The following is an 18,966-nucleotide window of genomic DNA, read 5'->3' as shown; positions in this document are numbered from 1 at the left end:
GGTTCTCCCATGGCGCGCAACAAATACCCGGAAGAGACGGAGGAACGGATCTTGGATACAGCCCAGCGGCTGTTTCTGGAGAAAGGATTTGAAAATACAACGATCCAGGATATTGTAGACGAACTGGGCGGCCTGACAAAAGGCGCGGTCTATCATCATTTTAAATCAAAAGACGAGATCATGGACGCGGTGGGGGACCGGATGTTTTTCGCTAACAATCCCTTTGAGGCGGTACAGGGAAGAGAGGATCTGAACGGTTTGGAAAAACTGCGGGAAATGATCCGCTTAAACCAGGCGGATACAGCCCGTGTGGATCTGAATATCCAGGCGATCCCGATTACCCGCAATCCCCGTGTGCTGATGGAAATGATCAAGAGCAACCGGAGGATCCTGACACCATATTTCCAGAAGCTGATCGAAGAGGGAAACCAGGATGGCTCCATTCATACGGAATACACCAGAGAGATCTCGGAACTGCTTCCGCTGCTGACCAGCTTATGGATGATCCCATCCATATTTCCGGCTACAAAGGAAGAGATGAAGCATAAGTTCCGGTTCCTTGGAGATATGCTGGAAAAACTGGGGATTCCTGTCATGAACGAAGAGTTGTATCAATTAGTAGACGATTTCTTTGAGAAAATGCCGCAGGAGGATTAAAGAAGAAGGAAAGGCCCAAAAAGTGGGAGAGAACTCCCACTTTTATTTTTAACAAGATACATTCATACGGTTGGTATGAAAAGGAGGTAGGGATATGAAACAGAGATTATTTACCAGGAATTTCGCTCTTTTAGTCCTTGGGCAGATCAGTTCCTTAGTCGGAAATTATTCGCTCAAATTCGCTCTGTCCATGTATGTGCTGGAACAGACCGGAGAAGCTTCAGTCTTTGCGGGAATGCTGGCGGCGGCCATGGTGCCCGCGATCATCCTGTCTCCCTTTGGAGGAATCTTAGCGGACCGGGCAAACCGCAGAAATATTATGGTGGAGCTGGATACCATTTCAGGAGGGGCGGTGCTGATAACCTGCGCGGTTTTCCCATTGGGCGATAAGATTTTTCTGGTGGGGCTTTTGCTGTTTGTCCTTTCGGTTCTGGGAGCCTTTGAGTCTCCTACCGTACAGGCGTGTGTTCCCCAGATGCTGTCCGGGGATAATCTTTTAAAAGGAAATGCGGTGGTGAGCCAGGTACAGGCGGTGGCAGGGCTGGTCACGCCATTTCTGGGAAGTGTTTTCTATACAGCCTTTGGAATCCGTACGGTTTTCTATGGAGCGGCTGTCTGCTTTTTCATTACTGCGTGTTTTGAGTGCTTCATCCGGCTGGAAGGGCAAAAGCCAGAGAAGAAGATGGGGCTGTGGGAAATTGTAAAAGCGGATTTCCGCGAAAGCATGGGGTTTCTTCGCGGGGAGCGGACAGGCGTGCTGCGTCTGCTGGCGCTGGCGGCGGCAGTCAGTATGTTTGTGGTGGGAGTCGTGTCCGTGGGATTCCCCTATCTGATCCGGACCACACTTGGACTATCCCCGGAGCACTATGGGGCGGCGGAGAGTCTGGCCGGAGTGGCGGCGGTATTAGGAAGCCTGGCGGCGGGGCTGCTGGGACAAAAGATAGGATTGCGGCATTTCCCATTTTTGATCGAGGGGACCGGCCTGTTGTTTCTGCCAGCGGGCATTGGGTTCCTGCTTCCCGTGGGAATATTGGGGAAATACGGGATACTGGTGGCGGCGGTCTGCGGATGCCAGTTTGTATGCAGCATGTTTTCCATTTATGCTCTTTCAGCCATACAGGAAGGGACGCCGGAAAGGCTGACGGGGAAGGTGATGGCCTGTGTATATACGATTTCCATGTGCGCCCAGCCTTTGGGCCAGGTGCTGTATGGAATACTGTTCGATGTGTTTTCCGCGCAGGTGTATTGGGTGCTGATCCCGACGGGACTTCTGATCTGCGTGATCGGCCTGAGTGCTGGCAGAATGAAGTGATATATCCCTGCCGCTTGACATCTTTCGCAGGATTCTGCAAAATAAAGATAGTATGAAGAAGGAGAGGGATCGCACCTTGAAAAGAAATAAATACGAAATCGATATGTGCAATGGGTCCATCATGGACAAATTGATCTCATTTTCCCTTCCCTTGATGCTATCCAGTATCCTGCAGCTTCTGTTTAACGCTGTGGATATCATTGTGGTGGGAAGGTTCAGCGGAAGCCAGGCGCTGGCGGCGGTAGGTTCTACCACAGCGCTGATCAATATTTTTACGAATCTTTTTATTGGAGTTTCACTGGGAGCCAATGTGCTGGCAGCCAGATACTATGCGGCAGGACAGGATAAGGAAATGTCGGAAGCGGTACATACAGCCATCACTTTGGCGCTGGTCAGTGGAATTTTGATGGCCTTTGTGGGGGTTGGAGCGGCAAGGCCCGCGTTAAGCCTGATGAATACGCCCCAGGATGTGATCGGCCAGGCGGCGGTCTACATGAGGATCTATTTTCTGGGGATGCCTTTTTTTATGCTGTATAACTATGGGGCGGCAATCCTGAGGGCAGTGGGAGATACCAAGCGGCCCCTGCTGTTCCTTCTTGCTGCCGGAATGGCCAATGTGGGACTGGATCTTCTTCTGGTAGTGGTGATTCCGCTTGGAGTGGCCGGGGTGGCGATCGGGACGGTGACTTCCCAGATGATTTCCTGTATCCTGGTGCTGTGGTGTCTCCATCGGACAGAAAGCAGCTATCGTCTCCGATTCTCTAAACTCAAGATCAGGAGTGTCTACCTGAAACGGATCTTCCAGGTGGGGATCCCGGCGGGAATCCAGAGTACGGTGATCAATTTCTCCAACGCAATGCTGCAGTCTTCTGTCAATTCCTTTGGGGCGACGGCAATGGCCGGATATACGGCGGCAAATAATATCTTAAGTTTCTTGTATGTGGCAGTGAATGCGGTCACACAAGCCTGTATGAGTTTTACCAGTCAGAACTACAGTGTAGGAAAGCAAAAACGGATGGACCGGGTGCTGCTGGACTGCGGGATCTTATCGGTGGGAGTGTCTCTGGTGCTGGGAGTCGGGGCCTACCTATTCGGTTCTCAGGTTCTGGGGATCTATACATCCGATACAGACGTGGTCCAGTGCGGATTGGAGATCTTATCGATCACCACGGTTCCATATTTTATGTGCGGCATCATGGATCTATTGCCTGGAGCCCTGCGGGGTATGGGACATTCCGCGGTGCCGATGGTGCTGTCCGTGATCGGAACAGTGGGAACCCGGATTGTATGGATCTACGGATTTTTCCCGCAGCACAGATCGCTGCATTTCCTATTTATCTCTTATCCCGCATCATGGATCCTTACGATCATCATGCAGGCGGTCTGCTTCTGGTTTGTGAGAAAGAAGATTGTAAAATCCCTGTGATGCCGATATACTAGGGATGAAGGAGAGAAGATCTTCCCGGCGGTTTCAGACGGTAAAACGGCGGGGATGGAGATAAAGGAGAAAGACGATGACAGTCAAGATCGGGATCATTGAAGATGATGAGGCTCTGCGGGAGGGGCTTAAATTAACCTTTGAACTGGAAGGGCTCGAGGTGGCGTCGGCGGGAAACGTGAAAGAAGGCTGGAAGCTGCTGGAAGAAGAAGGCTGCGGCCTGGTCATCCTGGACTGTAATCTGCCGGATGGAAGTGGTTTCGATCTGGTGCGGAGACTGAGGGAAATATCAGATCTTCCGGTGCTGATGCTGACGGCAAGGGATTCGGAGATGGACGAAGTGAAGGGGTTAGAGCTTGGAGTGGATGATTTTATGAGCAAGCCCTTTTCCCTGGCAGTCCTCCAGGCAAGAGTGCGGAAGATCTTAAAGAAGCAGGAAGCGCCAAGACGTCTGTCCTCCGGCGGCATCACGGTAGATCTGGGAAGCGGGGAAGTCCTCCGGATGGGAGAGAAGGTGGCTTTGAGCACAACAGAGCAGAGGCTTTTGGTACTGTTTATGGAGCATAAGGGCCAGATTCTTGCCAAAGATCAGATCTTAAGCCGCATCTGGGACGAATCAGGAAACTATGTGGACGAGAATACCCTGGCGGTCAGCATCCGCAGGCTGAGAGTGAAGATCGAGGAAGATCCGGGGAAACCAAGGCGGATCAAAACGGTACATGGTATGGGATATGTCTGGCAGGAAAACTAAAGGGCCATAGAAAAGCCATACTAGGGCCGCAAAAAAGCGGCAGAGGGAAAAGATATGGAAGCAGTTATTGGAATTGGGATTATCAATATTGCAGCAGCTCTGGCAGGGCTGCTGTATTTTAGAAGAAGATATTTTCTGTTGTATCAAACGGTGCAAAAACTACAGAAGGCGGTCTTAGAAGGAGAGAAGATCGGGAAGGAATCTGACCGGGACCTGCCGGAAGATGTGTTAAGAGACGGGTTTTGGCGGATCCAGAAGAAGTTTCAGATGGAAGCAGAAGGGGCCAGGATGGAGAAACAGGCAGTGCAGGGGCTGATCTCGGATCTCTCCCATCAGTTGAAAACGCCCCTGGCAAATATCCGGCTGTACCAGGAACTTTTGAAGAATCCCGGCCTGGATCTTAAGAAGAGACAGGGATTGCAGGAGCGGCTGGATGAGCAGACGGACAAGCTGGACTGGCTGTTATCCGCCCTGTTCCAGATGGTGGACTTAGAGAGAGGCGTGGCCGCTCTTGCGGCAGAAGAGGCGCCCGTCCTTCCTGCTCTGCGGCAGGCGGTGGAGGCGGTGCTCCCCAAGGCGGAGAGAAAAGAGATCCAATTCCAGGTAGAAGAATCCCGGCAGCGGGAACTGGCGGAGACCGAGCTGCTTTTTGACCCCAAATGGACGGAAGAAGTGTTTATCAACATTCTGGAAAATGGAGTCAAGTACAGCCCAAAGGGCTCTGTGATCCATCTTTCTATGGAATGTTACGAAACTTACGGCGCGGTACAGATCCGGGACGAGGGGCCGGGGATCTCCAAAGACGAGTACAGTAAGATCTTCCAGAAATTCTACCGGGGAAGTAAGACCAAAGAGCAGGAAGGATGGGGGATAGGTCTGTATCTGTCCCGGCTTGTCCTGGAACGGGAACAAGGATATATCAAAGTAGAGTCAGAAGAGGGAAAGGGAAGCACCTTCTCTGTCTTTCTGCCAATAGCCAGACAGGGCGGCAAAAAGAAGTAAGAGCAGCAAAGTTCTGACAAAACTGTAAGAATTTTGCCGGCAGTCTGTAAGGACCGGGGAAGGATCAGGTGGTATCCTTAAAGACGGAAAGGAAATGAAAATGGAAGCGGTCAAAGTGACAGACGTGGAGAAATCATTTACAGATGGAATGGGAAGGGAAAAGGTTTTAAAGAACGTAACGTTTTCTCTGGAAGAAGGAACCTTTACTGCCCTTACCGGGATCTCCGGGGCAGGAAAGACGACGCTTTTGCATCTGCTTGCGGGATTTCAGAAACCAGACAAAGGAGAGATCCTGCTTGCGGGAAGACAGATCCAGAAGATGAAAGAAAAGGAAGCGGCGCCCTTTCGGAGACGTCATATCGCTATGGTATTTCAGGAAGGCGCGCTTCTTCCAGGACTTACGGTGGAGGAAAATATGATCCTGCCAGTGGTCATGGATACCGGAAGGCTTTTGGACGAGGAAAAGTTAAACCAGATTCTGGAGACCCTTTCTTTAACAGGCCAAAGGAACCGGTATCCGGCGGAACTCTCCGGCGGAGAGCGGCAGCGGGCCGTCTTTGGGAGGGCGTTATTCTCTGAGGCGGAATTGATCTTGGCAGATGAACCGGCCGCCCGCCTGGACACCCGGCAGTCTCTGGAATTGATGGGAACGCTGAAGCGCTGCGCCAAAGTCTGGCATCGGACCATACTGATGGCGACCCATGACCTGGATCTGGCCCAGATCTGTGATGAGACGCTGGAATTAAGAGACGGGTGTATCTGGTCAAAGTAGACGTTTGAGAGCAGAAGACGGCGGACATTTTCGACAGGTGAGACATATGAAGATCATATGGAAAGTGATCAAAACAGAGATCCGGCAGAAGCCAGGCCGGTTTGCCGCCCTGGTAACCGGGATGACGGCGGCGGTCTTTCTGATCACCGTGGTCACTGCATTTTCCAACTCCTGTCTCCACTCTATGATCGAGCAGGAGAAAAAGGAAAACGGACCTTATGAGGCGGTTTTCCACAATCTGACGGAAGAGCAGGCGGAAAGGCTGTCAGAAAGCAGCCAGATCAAGCAGACTTGGAAAATTAAGGATTGCAGGGAGGAAGATACAGAAGAAGGGCGGGCATGCTACGGAGCTGCATTCCGGCGTATCTCCCTTTCGATCTTTGAAAGATCCCAGGACGTGGGAGTAGAGATTGGGATGGATGGGCTGCCGCTGGAAGAACAGCCGATCCTGTTTTCCCGGCCCAATTGGAGCGTTACATCCAGCTTTGATATTACCTTTAATGAACGGCTGTTGGGCTACTATGGAATAAACGCTTTCCAGACTACGGCGGGATCTTTAGTGGCGATCATCCTGATGGATGTGGTGATCGTGCTCTTTGCGGCGGCCCTCCTTTATTATGTGGTGTTATCCGGCCTGGAAGAAAAATTAAAGACGCTGGGACTCTTAGATGGCATTGGGATTTCCGACCGGCAGAAAAGGCTGTACATCTACGGGGAAAATCTGCTGGCAGGTCTGTTGGCGGTACCCCTAGGTACCCTGCTTGGCATGGGCGGCCTGGCAGTCAGCATCCGGTATCTGAACCAGTGGGTTCTTCCCACTCAGAAGGTGGAAATGCATGTAAGCCCCATCTGGCTTCTGGCGGTGTTCTTTGGATGTCTGGCGCTGGTGGTCCTGTCAGGAACGGGTCTGTATGCAAGGGCCAGGAAAGAGCGGATTTTGAATCTGATCTCCGGCTATGATGAGGAAGAAGAAGTGAACCGGACTGCCGTGCTTTTAAAGGCGAAACGTCACTTTTTCAAAGTGGAAACCCTGCTGGCGGTAAAGAATGTCATCATGAACCACAAGAATTATGCGGTGTCCGCGACGCTTCTGGTGATCGCCCTCAGCGTGTTCCTGAATGGGATCATGTACATCCGGGGGATGACGGCGGTAACAGATGAAGTTCCCAGGTATCCGCCCATATCCATGTGGATCCAGGGAAATGGCGTGGATGAAGCGGATTTTGAGAAATTAGCGGAAGAACTGAGGGGATTTGCAGAAGTAGAACGGGTATCCTTGGTTAAGGAAGCAAAGGAGTATACGGCCCTGGAAGGGCTGACCAAGACGGAAATCCAGGAGTATTTGAAACTATTTCAGGCGGAAAGCGCCCTGGATGGCTACGAGATGCTAAGGGATTATGAGTGGGAAAATCTCGCGGAAGAAGAAGGTCTGAAGAATATTGTACGAGTCATTGGCGTGGATGACGCTGTGTTTGATGAATATCTAGGCGGGGCAAAAAGAGCGGGCCAAGTACCGGAAGACGGCGCGATCCTGTTCCGGGCGGACCTTGAAGGCCAGGAAGAAGCGGCGGAGTTTCCGGTGATGGTAGACCAAGAACTCCATATGCTCCCTGTGGCCTGCATCAATCCGGAAGTCGAAGAAGAGGTGCTCCTGCCGGAATATCTGCTGACGGCCGAGGAGGCGAAGAAAGGGATCGGAACTTACAAAACCATGGAAGCGGTAGAGGTATTCGTCAGACAGGATACCTTTGACCGGCTGCTGGGAGATGACAAGGACCCGTCTGTTTATCTGGAGATCTCTCTGTCCAGGGATCAGGGGAAACGAGTGTCCTTGAATGAGATCCTGTATCCGGACCAGGTTACTGAGAGAATGAAGGAAGATGATGAGATCCGGCAGAAGATCCAGAAGGCAGGGGAAGCGTTGGGGATCACCCATTTACAGGTCTTCAGCTTTGCGGAGGAATACCACAGGTCTTTCTTCCAGGGAGGCAAAGGAATGGAGATCTTGTTAGTTACAGCGGTGGTCAGCGCAAGCTGGGTCGCGGCGGTGCTGGTGATCCTTCAAAAGGATGCAGCCTGCCTGCGCAGAAGGAAGAAGGAATTTGCCCTGCTTTTGACCATTGGCATGACCAGGGGGAAGATTTTCAAGATGGTTTTTGTGGAGCACCTTCTGTATGCGTTTGTCGGAATTGCGGCGGGGATACCTTTGAGCCTTTTCTTCCTTTCCGGCATTTATGGAGATGGGGGAGCCAGGCAGATGGCTTCTGCCTGGGATGTGCCGGCAGATCTTGTGGTCTGGCAGGTGGTCCTGACCTTATGCGTAGTGTTGATCCCCTTCTTCTATACGGTCAGGGAATTAAGAAATATAGACGTGATCTCAGTGATCCGGAAGGAGGAATAAAAATGGCGCAGGCATACGGAATCCGCGCGGAGAAGATCAGTAAAACCTATGGGACGAAAGAACATCCCGTCCGCGCGTTAAAAGAAATATCCCTTCAGATCCAGCCCGGCCAGTTTGTGGCGGTCCTTGGCCCCTCCGGGTGCGGAAAGTCAACACTGCTGCACGTGCTGGGCGGGATTGATGAGCCTGATCAGGGAAATGTGGAGATCAAAGGGAAAAAGCTGTATGAGATGAAGAGAAGCGAGCGTTCCGTGTTCCGCAGACGGAATATCGGCATGGTCTACCAGGCTATCTATCTGCTCCCCTCTTTGAATATCGAAGAAAATATCATCCTCCCTCTTCTGCTGGATGGGCGGAAAGTGTCGGGAGAGTGGCTGAAAGCGCTTCTTACGGAGACAAATCTCAGAGGAAAGAAACACGCCCTTCCCAGCCAGCTATCCGGCGGGCAGCAGCAAAGGGCCGCCATTGCCAGGGCAGTAGCGGCTTCCCCGGCAGTGCTCCTGGCGGATGAGCCCACCGGGAATCTGGATAAAGCCAACCGGAATTCCGTGATGGAGCTGTTCCAGAGACTGAACGAGGTCTACGGGATGACGATCGTTATGGTGACCCACGACGAGGAATTGGCCAGCCGGTGCGGCAGGATCCTGTATATGGAAGACGGCAGGATCATTCGGGATCGGGGCTGAATTGTTCTAAATCCTTTCGCATCTGTTCCAGAAACAGGCTTGCGGCTCTGGAAAAAATCTGATGTTTTTTCCAGACAATGCAGAGTCCGGCCTCCATGGCCGGATACAGGGGCCGGAAGCAAAAGGGGCTGTTTCCGGAGGTATTTACCAGTTTGTCGAGAGCAATGGCGACTCCCAGCCCCTTTTTTACAAAATGGGTAGCGTTATAGATCAATTCGTAAGCGGCAGTGATCCTTAACCTGGACCAGTCTGTCTTAAACCAGGCGGAAAACTCGCTGCTTGCGGCAAGCTGGTGGGACAGGAGCAGCGGCTGGTCTAACAGATCTTTCGCCAGGATCTGCTCTTTTTCTGCCAGCGGGTGGTCTTTTCGCATGAGGACGCCCCAGGTGTCTTTCATGGGCAGCCGGATATAGTCGTATTTTGAGATATCTACCGGTTCGATCAGAAGGCCAAAGTCGATCAGCCCTTTATCCAGCCTTTCTGTTACATGGCTGGCGTCGCCGCTGTAGATATGGTAGGAGATGGCAGGGTTGGTCCTTTGCAGATTGCTGGCCGCCTGGGCCATAAAAGAGATGCCATCTGTCTCGCCGCTTCCAATATAGACCTGTCCGCTTACTGACTCTGTGGGCGAGGTCAGTTCCGCTTTTGTCTTTTCCATCAATTCTACTAACTCTTCCGCGCGTTTGCGAAGGAGCATACCGTCTTCTGTAAGAGAGATGTTCTTACTGCCCCGGATCAAGAGCTGTTTTCCAAGTTCTGCCTCCAGGTCTTTTAGCTGTCTGGATAAAGGAGGCTGGGTCATGTGAAGTGTTTCCGCCGCTTTTGTGATACTGCCTTCCCGCGCGACCGTAAGAAAATATTCCAATACTCGGATATCCAAGAATCTCACCCCTTTTTCAAATGTTTTGTAAATAGTGTGGTTAATTGAAAAATTAATTGCAACATAGGTTGTTGCAGTTAGAATTACAAGGCATATGGGCCATGGAGTTGCAGTTGTAACTTCATGGTTTCTTTTTGCCTTTTTTCCAGTATACTATCCTTGTCCTGTCTTCGGATTGGAGGTAACCATGAGTAATAAACACCTTACATATGATGACAGGCTCGCCATCCAGTCAGGTCTGCAGCAGGGATTGAAGGTCGCACAGATCGCCAAAAACATTGGAAAGGATCGGTCTACTGTCGGCAGAGAGATCAAAGCACACCGCAGGCTGGTCAAAACGTCAGGGGGCAATAACTGTATCCACCATTGTACCTGTACCAGAATCCCAAACTGCCGTCAGGGATGCTTTCGTGGGAAGAAACAGTGCCAGACAGCATGTGGACGATGTCAGGAAGGATGCCCTGATTATCAGGAAGAGTTCTGTACAGATTACGAAAAGTCGCCGTTTGTCTGTAATGCCTGTGACCACCGGCTTCGCTGCCGTCTGCGCAGGATGCTCTATGACGCCAAGCATGCTCAGCAGCAGTATGAACAGATGCTCTCTGAATCCCGTAAAGGAATCTCTCTTACAGAGCAGGAGTTAAACCGGATCAATGATACGATCACACCGCTGTTAAAAAAGGGGCAGTCACTCCCGGTTATCTGTGAACGTCACAGAGATGAACTGCCCGTATCGGAACGGACGATCTATTCCTATATTGATGCAGGCCTTTTGGATGCCAGAAATATAGACCTGAGAAGGAAACTGCGCAGACCGGAACGGAAAAAGAGCGGTCCGGTTCTCCGGGTAGACCGGAAATGCCATATCGGACGCAGTTATGAGGAATACGAGGAATATATGCGCCAGAATCCAGATGCCATAGTCAGCCAGATGGACAGTGTGGTCATACACAAAGGCGGCCAGACACTGCTGACAATCTTGTTTACCAACTGTGACGTACAGCTCATGTTCCTGAGAGAGCGCAACACAGCGGGATCAGTAACAGAAATATTCTGCCGGCTGCGGAAAGCACTTGGAGATGAGAAATTCCGGATGCTTTTTCAGGTTATTATTACCGATCGGGGAAGCGAATTCAGCGATCCCGAAAAAATCGAAGCAGATATGGAGACCGGAGAGATCCAGTGCCGCGTATTCTATTGTAACCCGATGAATACAAATCAGAAGAGCAACTGTGAACGGAACCATGAATTGATCCGTTATATCATACCTAAAAATCATGCAAAGGATGAATATACGGAAGAAGAAATCAGGGAAATGATGAACCACATCAATTCCTATCCCCGAAAAAAGTGGAACGGACAGGCTCCTATAGATCTTTTTATCAAGATCTACGGCCAGGAGACTGCGAACCTCCTGGGCCTTGAAAAGATCCCATCCGATTCCATAACCCTTACACCGGCTTTATTTAAGAAGTAAACCGGAATTTAAGAGAAGACAGGACACGATAAAAAAGGAAACACAAACAGGGTGCATTTACAACTTCTGCGAAAAGTAAAAAATGCAGTCTGTGTTTTGTCATGCCTTCCTTTAAGAAATTTTACAAGGAAAATCGGAAAAAGGCAATCCAAAGCCAGAAAAACAGCTTAAAACTGTTGCAGTTACTCATGATATTATGCAGTTACAACTTCATAAAGTTTTCAATGTGCAGTTACAACTTCAATGTTGCAGTAAGGATTTCAATTAACCTTGTAAATAGTGTAGCAGTTCAGCCCATACCTTTCAAGTATGTAATGGCGTTCTAAATATATATTTGATATTAAATAGAAAGGCCATTATGATAAAAGGGACACGGATCAAAAGAGCTTGATGTGGGAGAGAATCTGCCACAGGAAGAAGGGAGAAGCAAAATGGAAATGGAACAATTTTTAGAAGATATGCGGCAAGGAAAGATGGTGAAAGGAGGCTCTGAGGGGCACAGGCTTATGCATGAGTTATCCCAGGAGGCTATGAGAAAGACGGCAGAATTGAATGGTTCTTATCATTCTCCGGAAGAAGTGCGGGAGATTTTCGCCCAGATCACAGGCAGGCCTGTGGATGCGTCATTTGCTATGTTTCCTCCGTTCTATACAGACTGTGGAAAGAATATTTTCGTGGAAAAGAAGGTATTTATCAACTGCTGCTGCCACTTTCAGGATCAGGGAGGGATCTATATTGGAGACGGCTCGCTGATCGGCTCCCACGTGGTGCTGGCTACCATTAATCACGGGATGGCAGAAAAAGACCGGAGCGACAATCATCCGGCCCCGATCCATATTGGTAAAAATGTGTGGATCGGTTCCCACGCCACCATCCTTCCCGGAGTGACCATCGCGGATAACGCCGTCGTGGCGGCAGGAGCGGTGGTGACAAAAGACGTGCCTGCGGGCGCCCTGGTGGGCGGAGTTCCGGCGAAAAGCCTTCGAAGATAGGAAAGCAAAAGTGTCAGAAGTATAAAAAGGCGGATGCAAAGTTACTGCATCCGCTTTTTATATTCCATACCCCAGGTTTCCATTGCGTCCAGGATCGGCTTCATAGAGGCTCCCAGAGGCGTAAGGGCGTATTCAACTCTGGGAGGGACTTCCGGGTAGACTGTGCGGGTGATGATACCATCCTCTTCCAGGGCGCGCAGGCTGTCGGTCAGTACTTTCTGGCTGATGCCCGCCAGATCTTTGCGCAGTTCATTGAAACGCCAAGGCCGCAGAAAAAGATTCCGCAGTATCAGTAATTTCCATTTGCTTCCGATCAACTGAACGGTAGTTGCCACCGGACAGGCCGGCATTTCTTCTTTTGTCATCATAAGAAAATCCCCGTTTTACTTCAATAGTTCAAAATAGAATGTTATATGCAAATTATAGTGTAATATGTAAAAACGCGCAAGAAAAATTTTATGAGGGAAATCCGCGGAATTTCCCAATAGTCACTTTCTGGTGACCAGGTAAGAAAAAAGTGCGTACTTTTTTAATGTAATATCTTAAGTTACAATGAATCTGCAAACGAAAAAAGCGTTTGACATTTTAGAAAACGGAGGTAAAGATTATGGCACTTTCAAATCTCTTTGGATGGAGTAAAAAGACAGAAGAGGCGCCAGCTTCCGCGTGCGGTTCTGCCTGCGGCGCGGCTGATAAGCCAGAAGAGAAGCCATCCGCGTGCGGTTCCGCCTGCGGCGCGGCTGACAAGCCGGAAGAGAAGCCATCCGCGTGCGGTTCCGCCTGCGGAGCCGGCGATAAGCCGTCTGCGTGTGGATCTGCCTGCGGCGCGGCTGACAAATAAGGGATACATTTTCTAATACTCCAACCTTTCCCGGCGGATTTCCGCCGGGAGCAGAAAGATGATTCTCCGGCCAGGCCGGTTGCGATAGAGGATATCAAAAGTCTAATGGAAAGCGAGGAAATTTTTATGAAACCGTATTTTTCTTTTCAATGGCATATTACAGACGAATGTGACCAGAGATGTAAACACTGCTATATTTTCTCTGAGGATACCTGCAAGAAACTGGATTCTATGAATTGGGATGAGATTCAGGAGACCTTTTATAACTGTCTGGATTTCTGTAAAGTATACGGCCGGATGCCGTATTTTTACATCACCGGAGGGGATCCGATCCTGCACCCGGATTTCTGGAAACTTCTAAAGCTTTGCAAAGAGTATGAGATACCCTTTACCATCCTGGGGAATCCCTTTCACTTAAACGACAAAGTCTGTAAGAAGATGAAGGAATATGGCTGCGAGAAATATCAGCTTTCCTTAGACGGCATGAGGGAAACCCACGACTGGTTCCGCAAGCCGGGAAGCTTTGATATTACTTTGGAGAAGATCGCTTGTATCAAAAAGGCGGGAATCCGTTCTGTGATCATGACCACAGTTTCCGGCACCAACATTGATGAGATTCCGGATATCATTGACGCCGTGGCGGCTCATGGGGCAGATGTGTTCGCTTTTGCAAGATACTGCCCGACCAGTGAGGAAAAAGACGTTGGTATTGCCCCGCTGCGGTACCGGAAACTTTTGGAGGACTGCGACCGGAAATTCAAAGAATATGAGGCGGCGGGATGCCAGACCTATTTTAATAAAAAGGACCATCTTTGGACGTTGTATGAATATGAGACGGGCGCGTTTAAAATCCCGGACACGGCACAGGAGGGCATGATCTACGGAGGGTGCAACTGCGGCAACTGTCATCTGACCATCCTTCCCACAGGAGATATCTATGCCTGCCGGAGAGTCCAGAACAGCAAGGTGGGAAATGTATTTACCGATCGGATCGCAGACGTCTGGATCTGTCAGATGGAGCGGTACCGGGATTACCAGAAGTTTGAGAAATGTGCCAAATGTGAGCTTCTGGCATGGTGCCGCGGCTGTCCCGCGGTGGCCAGCGGCCGGGATGGAAATTTTTACGCGGCAGATCCTCAGTGCTGGAAGGAGGTACAGGTATGACCCCTAAGTTGATGAAAGCGGTTGTGCTGATGGAGCCCACAAGGGCGGAAGAGGTGAAGCTGACAGACTTTCCGATACCGGAAGTAAGGCCTGGATGGGTGCTGGTGAAAGTGAAGGCTTTTGGGATGAACTATTCGGAGCAGATTTTAAGACAGAGCGAGATCCGGGCAGATTATATCCAGAAACCCATCATCCCCGGTATTGAGTGCGTGGGAGAGGTCGCGGATCCTTCCGACAGCCGGTTTGAGACGGGACAGAAGGTGGCGGCCTTCATGGGAGGTATGGGACGCAGTTTTCATGGAAGCTACGCCCAGTATGCCCTGCTTCCTGCCCATCACGTATTCGAAGTGTCATCCAGCCTGCCCTGGATCCTGCTTGCCGCCGTGCCGGAGACCTATTTTACCGCCTGGGGTTCTTTGTTCCAATGTTTGGACTTAAAGCCTGCGGATGTGCTTCTGGTGCGGGGAGGGACCTGCGCCCTGGGATACGCGGCGATCCAGATGGCAAAAGCCTTAGGCTGCCGGGTGATCGCAACGACTCATAGAGAAGGCAAGCTGAACCTGCTATCAGATGCAGATGAGGCGATCCTTGACACAGGCAGTCTTGCGGGAAACAGGTATCTGGCCGCGGAGAAAGAAAAAGCAGGCGGCGTAATGAAGGCATTGGAGCTGGTAGGTCCTAAGACTCTCCGCGATACGCTGCATTGTGTAGGACCGGGCGGCATCGTCTGCAATACGGGCGTTCTTGGAGGCGTTTTTGGTCTGGATGGTTTTGATCCCATCAAAGAGATTCCGAATGGAGTATATCTTACCGGATTCCACAGTAATTGGCCTACCCAGGAGGCGGTGGAGCGGATCTTTCGCTTTCTGGAAGCGCATGAACTGACGCCCCGTGTAGGCGCGTGTTTTGACTTCGCGCAGATCAAAGAGGCATGTACCGCGTTAGAGGAAGGCACTGTCAATGGAAAGATCGTGGTGAACGTATCAGCGTAAATAACGGTATCGATGGAAAATGGATAGAAAAAGGAGAAATTCAGGATGGATGCAAAAACTTGTTTACAGAAACTGCAGTATGTAGGAGTCCTGGCTTTTGCCACGGTGGATAGAAACGGCGCTCCCCAAGTGCGGAACATCAGCGCCATCCACTATGAGCCGGATGGGATTTATTTTTTTACCGCCAGGGGAAAGGATTTCTGTCAAGAGCTTTTGTCTGATGGGCGGGTACAGATCCTGGGCTATACCAGATACAAGGAGATGATCAGTCTCTCCGCCAGAGCGGAAGCGGCGCCGGAAGAAGAGCAGAAGATGTGGATAGACAGGATTTTTGAGGAACAGCCCTATCTTGCCAATGTATATCCGGGGGATAGCAGAGAAATTGGCATTGTATTTGTGATCCGGAAGGCGCGGATCGAGTATTTCAACCTGGGAGTGCGGCCTATTTTCCGGGAAAGCTATCAGATCGGAGAGGAAAATGAAGATGGGAACGGTGTTATCAGAAAAGGGTTTCAGATCGGGGAGGACTGCATCGGCTGCGGCACCTGCATGGAACACTGTCCCCAGAGCTGTATCCAGCCGGGACAGCCGTTTGTGATCCGACAGGAGCATTGCCTGCATTGCGGAAGCTGTTTTGAACACTGCCCGGTATCGGCGGTGAAAAAAATGTGAAAAAGTTAAAACCTTTCTTCCTTGTTCTTCGTCTGGAAGATAGAAGCCGCTGCTTTGGGCGGATTTAGTTTCTTAAGCGGATAAAGTCTGCTATAATCAACTTGAATGAAGAACGAGGGGGAAAGGTTATGAAATGCTTTCATTGTAAAAAAATCATTCCAGACAATTCAAAGTTCTGTCCTCTCTGCGGCGAGGAGCAGGGATTTTCAGAAGAGCTTTTGGAGCGGGCGCAAAAGGGAGATCCGGATGCGATTTCTGTGTTGTATATCCGGACCTATGATTGTGTATATACCACACTGAAAATTTTGATCCGGGACGAGGAAACCGTACTGGATCTGGTGCAGGATACCTATTTAAAGGGCATCCAAAACTTAGGCCAGTTACGAGAAGCGGACAAGTTCCGGCCATGGATCAAGCGGATCGCCCGTAATCTTGGAGTGGATCATCTGCGGAAGAAAAAAGTGGTGCTGTTTTCCCAAATGGAAGAAGATGCGGACGCTCCTGTAGATTTCGAGGATGACCGGACAGCCAGCCTTCCTGAAGAAATGCTGGATCAAAGGGAGACGGCCCGGCTTATGCGGGAAATCCTGGCGGGTCTCAATCCAGAGCAGAGAGTCGTGGTCGAGATGTACTACTACGATCAGATGAGTGTGCGGGAGATCGCCGGGAATCTGGGAATCAGCGAGAATACGGTAAAGTCCCGGCTGCTCTATGGACGGAGGAAGATCGAAGCCTCAGTCAATACTCTGGAGAAACAAGGGACAAAGCTCTATGGGCTGGCTCCGGTTCCATTTTTGCTGTTCCTGTTCAAGAATGTGGAGGCCCAGGCGGCGGGTACCTTCCATCCGGGAGTCCTGCAGGCGGTTGAGAGCGGAATCCAGGCTTTTGCAGAAGGTAGTGCTGGAATGGCAGCGGGCACAGGCGCTGGCGCCGGAGCATCTGCGGGCGCGGCAGGAACTGGAGCAGCAGGAGCGGCGGGAAAAATAGCTGCTGGGATGGCGGCAGGAGCAGCCGCCAAGACGGCCGCGGGCGCCACAGGGAAAAGCCTTGCGGTAAAAATCCTGATCGCGGCGGCGGTGATCGGACTTGGGGGAGCCGGCGGAGTGATGACAGGCGTTCTGGTGGAAAAGAATCAGCAGAAGGAAGCCCAGGTTGCCCAGACGGAGGGAACAGAAACGAAGAAAGAAGATTCTGGAAAAGAAGAGACCAAGAAAGAACAGTCAGAGGAAGAAAATTTTGATCGGGCCCGGAAACCGGGGGAAGTGACACTGGAACCTTATGAAGTGTGCTTCACTGGCACAGATGTTCCGAGACCGGGGGAGTTTTTTGGCCTTCCGGAGATGAATGCGCTGAATGTTTGGGACCAAACAGGTGAGGCGTACTGTAGTTTCTATGATCCGGTTGCCCAAGACTATCCGAGTCAAGGTGAGAATGGAGAGACTATCAAAGGGACAATCCCGGTGGATTCTACAGAATGTGTCAAGAAGCTGAATACTTATATGCTGGGCCGCGGATACGGCAGGGAAGCGCGTTTTCGGAATGAGGACAACGGTGGGATGGAATACCTCTGGTATAAAGACGATCTTCAAATAAGGATCAATGTATTGTCCGATAATAATTTCGAATTCAGCATCGTGGAGAACCAGCCTTATGTCCCGGCGAGTATCGATGGGCATCATTGGTCCTATCAGACCCAGGATATAGAAGGGCATACATATATCAGCACATTGGATTTCTATCCGGACGGGCGGGTAGAGTATATGCATGGCCTTTATAGAAGTGAGCCGGATATACTGGCCAGTGGGACTTATACGTTGGAGAGCGATGGGGAAGAAGACCGGGTGAGCCTGAACTTTCCTACCAATTCGCTGAACGGCGAGGCCATGAATATGGAGTGCGTTTACCGGTATACCCTGGCGCCTGACCGGCTGGGGATGGAGTATATATCGGGCGTTCCGCTGAACATGTTCCAGGATGTGGGGAGCGAAGTGAATTATTATCCAGATCCGGATGCATAAACGCGATTGGGGACGTAGCCTTTTGCAAAAAGGCTACGTCCCCAATCGCGTTTTAGGGTGTACCAAAATGCATTTTGCCCTGTACCCAAATGATCAATATACCATCAAGCAGTTGGTACGGCGGATATCCGCAATTACTTCTTTAGAAGAGATATTCAATCCGGCCTTCAATTCTTCGTCTTCTTTCAGAGCGCTCTGGGAGAAGATCACTTTGAAGGAAGTTGGGCTCCGGAGGGATTCCGAGATGCCAAGCAGCAGCCCATTGGAAGTACCCAGTATGTGGAACGGAGATTTTGCGTAAATGAAAATCCGATCCCCGCTGTTATAGGGGTTTTCCATTCTCATTGTTACATGAGACTCAAAATAAGAGATCGTCCCATTATAGATAAATTTTGATTTTGAATAATTCTTAGTGCTCTCAATATCATAATAGAGGATGATCTTATCACGTTGATTATCTTCAAACGCATTGCGGATGATCTCAAGAGCACAGACATAAAATCTTTTTTCCGCGCCAAACCAGGAATACATATAAAAAAGGTTTGCCTGACGAAAGAAATTTCCGGTTGTATTCTGAGCAGGGGTTGAAATTTCATGAGGTGGAGTATAGTCCATCAACTGATTGACGGAAATATTCAAAGCTGTGGCAACCTCAAAAAGCGTCTCTACGTCAATAATGATCTTCCCAGACTCATATTTTGAAACAGTAGAAGGACTTCGCGAGATCATTTTTGAAAATTCTTCCAAGGTGAGATGCTTATGCTTCCGATATAACTTGATTCTGGAACCAACGTGTTCACTGGGTGTCATGGCCAAGACCTCCTTTTGGTATTTAGTGATAAATCTTCTTACTATTTTACTAGAAAACGATAAAATTTCAACAAAAATTGCTTTAAAGTACAAAAATCTAT

The 18,966-nt window shown here is 50.2% G+C and carries 18 protein-coding genes; 15 read left to right on the top strand and 3 right to left on the bottom strand.

What is annotated here, in order from left to right:
* Positions 1 to 9: 9 nt before the first annotated feature.
* From FND36_10860 to FND36_10825, 8 genes are all read left to right on the top strand, one after another.
* Positions 10 to 657: a TetR/AcrR family transcriptional regulator gene (locus FND36_10860; GenBank protein QDW74492.1), complete on the top strand. Its 648-nt coding sequence runs from the start codon at positions 10 to 12 to the stop codon at positions 655 to 657.
* A 94-nt stretch (positions 658 to 751) separates the two neighbouring features.
* The gene (locus FND36_10855; protein QDW74491.1) at positions 752 to 1,969 is read left to right on the top strand and encodes an MFS transporter; all 1,218 of its coding nucleotides are present in this window, start codon (positions 752 to 754) and stop codon (positions 1,967 to 1,969) included.
* Positions 1,970 to 2,021: 52 nt separating this feature from the next.
* Positions 2,022 to 3,395, top strand: coding sequence for an MATE family efflux transporter (locus FND36_10850; GenBank protein QDW74490.1), 1,374 nt, complete (start codon positions 2,022 to 2,024; stop codon positions 3,393 to 3,395).
* Positions 3,396 to 3,483: 88 nt separating this feature from the next.
* Positions 3,484 to 4,158, top strand: a complete 675-nt coding sequence (locus FND36_10845; protein QDW74489.1) for a response regulator transcription factor — start codon at positions 3,484 to 3,486, stop codon at positions 4,156 to 4,158.
* A 54-nt stretch (positions 4,159 to 4,212) separates the two neighbouring features.
* On the top strand, positions 4,213 to 5,160 hold the full coding sequence (locus tag FND36_10840; GenBank protein QDW74488.1) for a HAMP domain-containing histidine kinase: 948 nt from the start codon (positions 4,213 to 4,215) through the stop codon (positions 5,158 to 5,160).
* A gap of 94 nt (positions 5,161 to 5,254) precedes the next feature.
* Positions 5,255 to 5,932, top strand: a complete 678-nt coding sequence (locus FND36_10835) for an ABC transporter ATP-binding protein (GenBank protein QDW74487.1) — start codon at positions 5,255 to 5,257, stop codon at positions 5,930 to 5,932.
* Between the two features lie 46 nt (positions 5,933 to 5,978).
* Positions 5,979 to 8,333, top strand: coding sequence for an ABC transporter permease (locus FND36_10830; GenBank protein QDW74486.1), 2,355 nt, complete (start codon positions 5,979 to 5,981; stop codon positions 8,331 to 8,333).
* A 2-nt stretch (positions 8,334 to 8,335) separates the two neighbouring features.
* Entirely contained in the window at positions 8,336 to 9,019 is a 684-nt protein-coding gene (locus tag FND36_10825) for an ABC transporter ATP-binding protein (protein QDW74485.1), read from the top strand.
* Here FND36_10825 and FND36_10820 read toward each other — a convergent pair.
* Positions 9,000 to 9,899, bottom strand: coding sequence for a LysR family transcriptional regulator (locus FND36_10820; GenBank protein QDW74484.1), 900 nt, complete (start codon positions 9,897 to 9,899; stop codon positions 9,000 to 9,002). The two genes, FND36_10825 and FND36_10820, sit on opposite strands and share 20 nt — an antisense overlap.
* Before the next feature lie 187 nt (positions 9,900 to 10,086).
* On the opposite strand from FND36_10820, the gene FND36_10815 reads away from it, so the two are divergent.
* The gene (locus tag FND36_10815; GenBank protein ID QDW74483.1) at positions 10,087 to 11,376 is read left to right on the top strand and encodes an IS30 family transposase; all 1,290 of its coding nucleotides are present in this window, start codon (positions 10,087 to 10,089) and stop codon (positions 11,374 to 11,376) included.
* 431 nt (positions 11,377 to 11,807) lie between these two features.
* Complete coding sequence (locus FND36_10810; GenBank protein ID QDW74482.1) at positions 11,808 to 12,368, top strand: sugar O-acetyltransferase; 561 nt, start codon at positions 11,808 to 11,810, stop codon at positions 12,366 to 12,368.
* Between the two features lie 41 nt (positions 12,369 to 12,409).
* Here FND36_10810 and FND36_10805 read toward each other — a convergent pair whose 3' ends face one another.
* Positions 12,410 to 12,736 carry a helix-turn-helix transcriptional regulator gene (locus FND36_10805; protein ID QDW74481.1) on the bottom strand — a complete coding sequence of 109 codons (327 nt, stop codon included), beginning with the start codon at positions 12,734 to 12,736 and terminating at the stop codon, positions 12,410 to 12,412.
* A 239-nt stretch (positions 12,737 to 12,975) separates the two neighbouring features.
* Between FND36_10805 and acgA the strand changes: the two genes are divergently transcribed.
* The 5 genes from acgA to FND36_10780 all read left to right on the top strand — a co-directional run bounded on the left by acgA (position 12,976) and on the right by FND36_10780 (position 18,055).
* The gene (gene acgA / locus FND36_10800; GenBank protein QDW74480.1) at positions 12,976 to 13,209 is read left to right on the top strand and encodes an ACGX-repeat peptide; all 234 of its coding nucleotides are present in this window, start codon (positions 12,976 to 12,978) and stop codon (positions 13,207 to 13,209) included.
* 126 nt (positions 13,210 to 13,335) lie between these two features.
* Positions 13,336 to 14,373 (top strand): radical SAM/SPASM domain protein, ACGX system, encoded by a 1,038-nt coding sequence (gene acgM, locus FND36_10795; GenBank protein QDW74479.1) that lies wholly within the window; start codon positions 13,336 to 13,338, stop codon positions 14,371 to 14,373.
* A gap of 11 nt (positions 14,374 to 14,384) precedes the next feature.
* Positions 14,385 to 15,365, top strand: a complete 981-nt coding sequence (locus FND36_10790) for a zinc-binding dehydrogenase (protein QDW75612.1) — start codon at positions 14,385 to 14,387, stop codon at positions 15,363 to 15,365.
* A gap of 45 nt (positions 15,366 to 15,410) precedes the next feature.
* Positions 15,411 to 16,037 (top strand): 4Fe-4S dicluster domain-containing protein, encoded by a 627-nt coding sequence (locus FND36_10785; GenBank protein QDW74478.1) that lies wholly within the window; start codon positions 15,411 to 15,413, stop codon positions 16,035 to 16,037.
* Positions 16,038 to 16,165: 128 nt separating this feature from the next.
* Positions 16,166 to 18,055, top strand: coding sequence for a sigma-70 family RNA polymerase sigma factor (locus tag FND36_10780; protein ID QDW74477.1), 1,890 nt, complete (start codon positions 16,166 to 16,168; stop codon positions 18,053 to 18,055).
* Positions 18,056 to 18,148: 93 nt separating this feature from the next.
* On the opposite strand, the gene FND36_10775 is transcribed toward FND36_10780, so the two are convergent.
* Positions 18,149 to 18,865 carry a helix-turn-helix transcriptional regulator gene (locus FND36_10775; GenBank protein ID QDW74476.1) on the bottom strand — a complete coding sequence of 239 codons (717 nt, stop codon included), beginning with the start codon at positions 18,863 to 18,865 and terminating at the stop codon, positions 18,149 to 18,151.
* Between the last annotated feature and the right edge of the window lie 101 nt (positions 18,866 to 18,966).

The organism is Lachnospiraceae bacterium KGMB03038 (genome assembly GCA_007361935.1).
In the GTDB taxonomy this organism is placed as follows: domain Bacteria; phylum Bacillota; class Clostridia; order Lachnospirales; family Lachnospiraceae; genus Massilistercora.
The sequence above is the reverse complement of the archived record's forward strand: the minus strand, read 5'-3'. Positions and strand labels throughout refer to the sequence as shown.

Excerpts from the sequence above, each read along its gene's own strand:
- FND36_10825 (QDW74485.1), top strand. The coding sequence starts at position 8,336 with ATGGCGCAGGCATACGGAATCCGCGCGGAGAAGATCAGTAAAACCTAT.
- FND36_10835 (QDW74487.1), top strand. The coding sequence starts at position 5,255 with ATGAAAATGGAAGCGGTCAAAGTGACAGACGTGGAGAAATCATTTACA.
- FND36_10775 (QDW74476.1), bottom strand. The coding sequence starts at position 18,865 with ATGACACCCAGTGAACACGTTGGTTCCAGAATCAAGTTATATCGGAAG.
- FND36_10815 (QDW74483.1), top strand. The coding sequence starts at position 10,087 with ATGAGTAATAAACACCTTACATATGATGACAGGCTCGCCATCCAGTCA.
- FND36_10810 (QDW74482.1), top strand. The coding sequence starts at position 11,808 with ATGGAAATGGAACAATTTTTAGAAGATATGCGGCAAGGAAAGATGGTG.
- FND36_10850 (QDW74490.1), top strand. The coding sequence starts at position 2,022 with ATGAAGAAGGAGAGGGATCGCACCTTGAAAAGAAATAAATACGAAATC.
- FND36_10840 (QDW74488.1), top strand. The coding sequence starts at position 4,213 with ATGGAAGCAGTTATTGGAATTGGGATTATCAATATTGCAGCAGCTCTG.
- acgA (QDW74480.1), top strand. The coding sequence starts at position 12,976 with ATGGCACTTTCAAATCTCTTTGGATGGAGTAAAAAGACAGAAGAGGCG.
- FND36_10855 (QDW74491.1), top strand. The coding sequence starts at position 752 with ATGAAACAGAGATTATTTACCAGGAATTTCGCTCTTTTAGTCCTTGGG.
- FND36_10860 (QDW74492.1), top strand. The coding sequence starts at position 10 with ATGGCGCGCAACAAATACCCGGAAGAGACGGAGGAACGGATCTTGGAT.
- FND36_10785 (QDW74478.1), top strand. The coding sequence starts at position 15,411 with ATGGATGCAAAAACTTGTTTACAGAAACTGCAGTATGTAGGAGTCCTG.
- FND36_10845 (QDW74489.1), top strand. The coding sequence starts at position 3,484 with ATGACAGTCAAGATCGGGATCATTGAAGATGATGAGGCTCTGCGGGAG.
- FND36_10805 (QDW74481.1), bottom strand. The coding sequence starts at position 12,736 with ATGATGACAAAAGAAGAAATGCCGGCCTGTCCGGTGGCAACTACCGTT.
- FND36_10830 (QDW74486.1), top strand. The coding sequence starts at position 5,979 with ATGAAGATCATATGGAAAGTGATCAAAACAGAGATCCGGCAGAAGCCA.
- FND36_10780 (QDW74477.1), top strand. The coding sequence starts at position 16,166 with ATGAAATGCTTTCATTGTAAAAAAATCATTCCAGACAATTCAAAGTTC.
- FND36_10790 (QDW75612.1), top strand. The coding sequence starts at position 14,385 with ATGAAAGCGGTTGTGCTGATGGAGCCCACAAGGGCGGAAGAGGTGAAG.
- acgM (QDW74479.1), top strand. The coding sequence starts at position 13,336 with ATGAAACCGTATTTTTCTTTTCAATGGCATATTACAGACGAATGTGAC.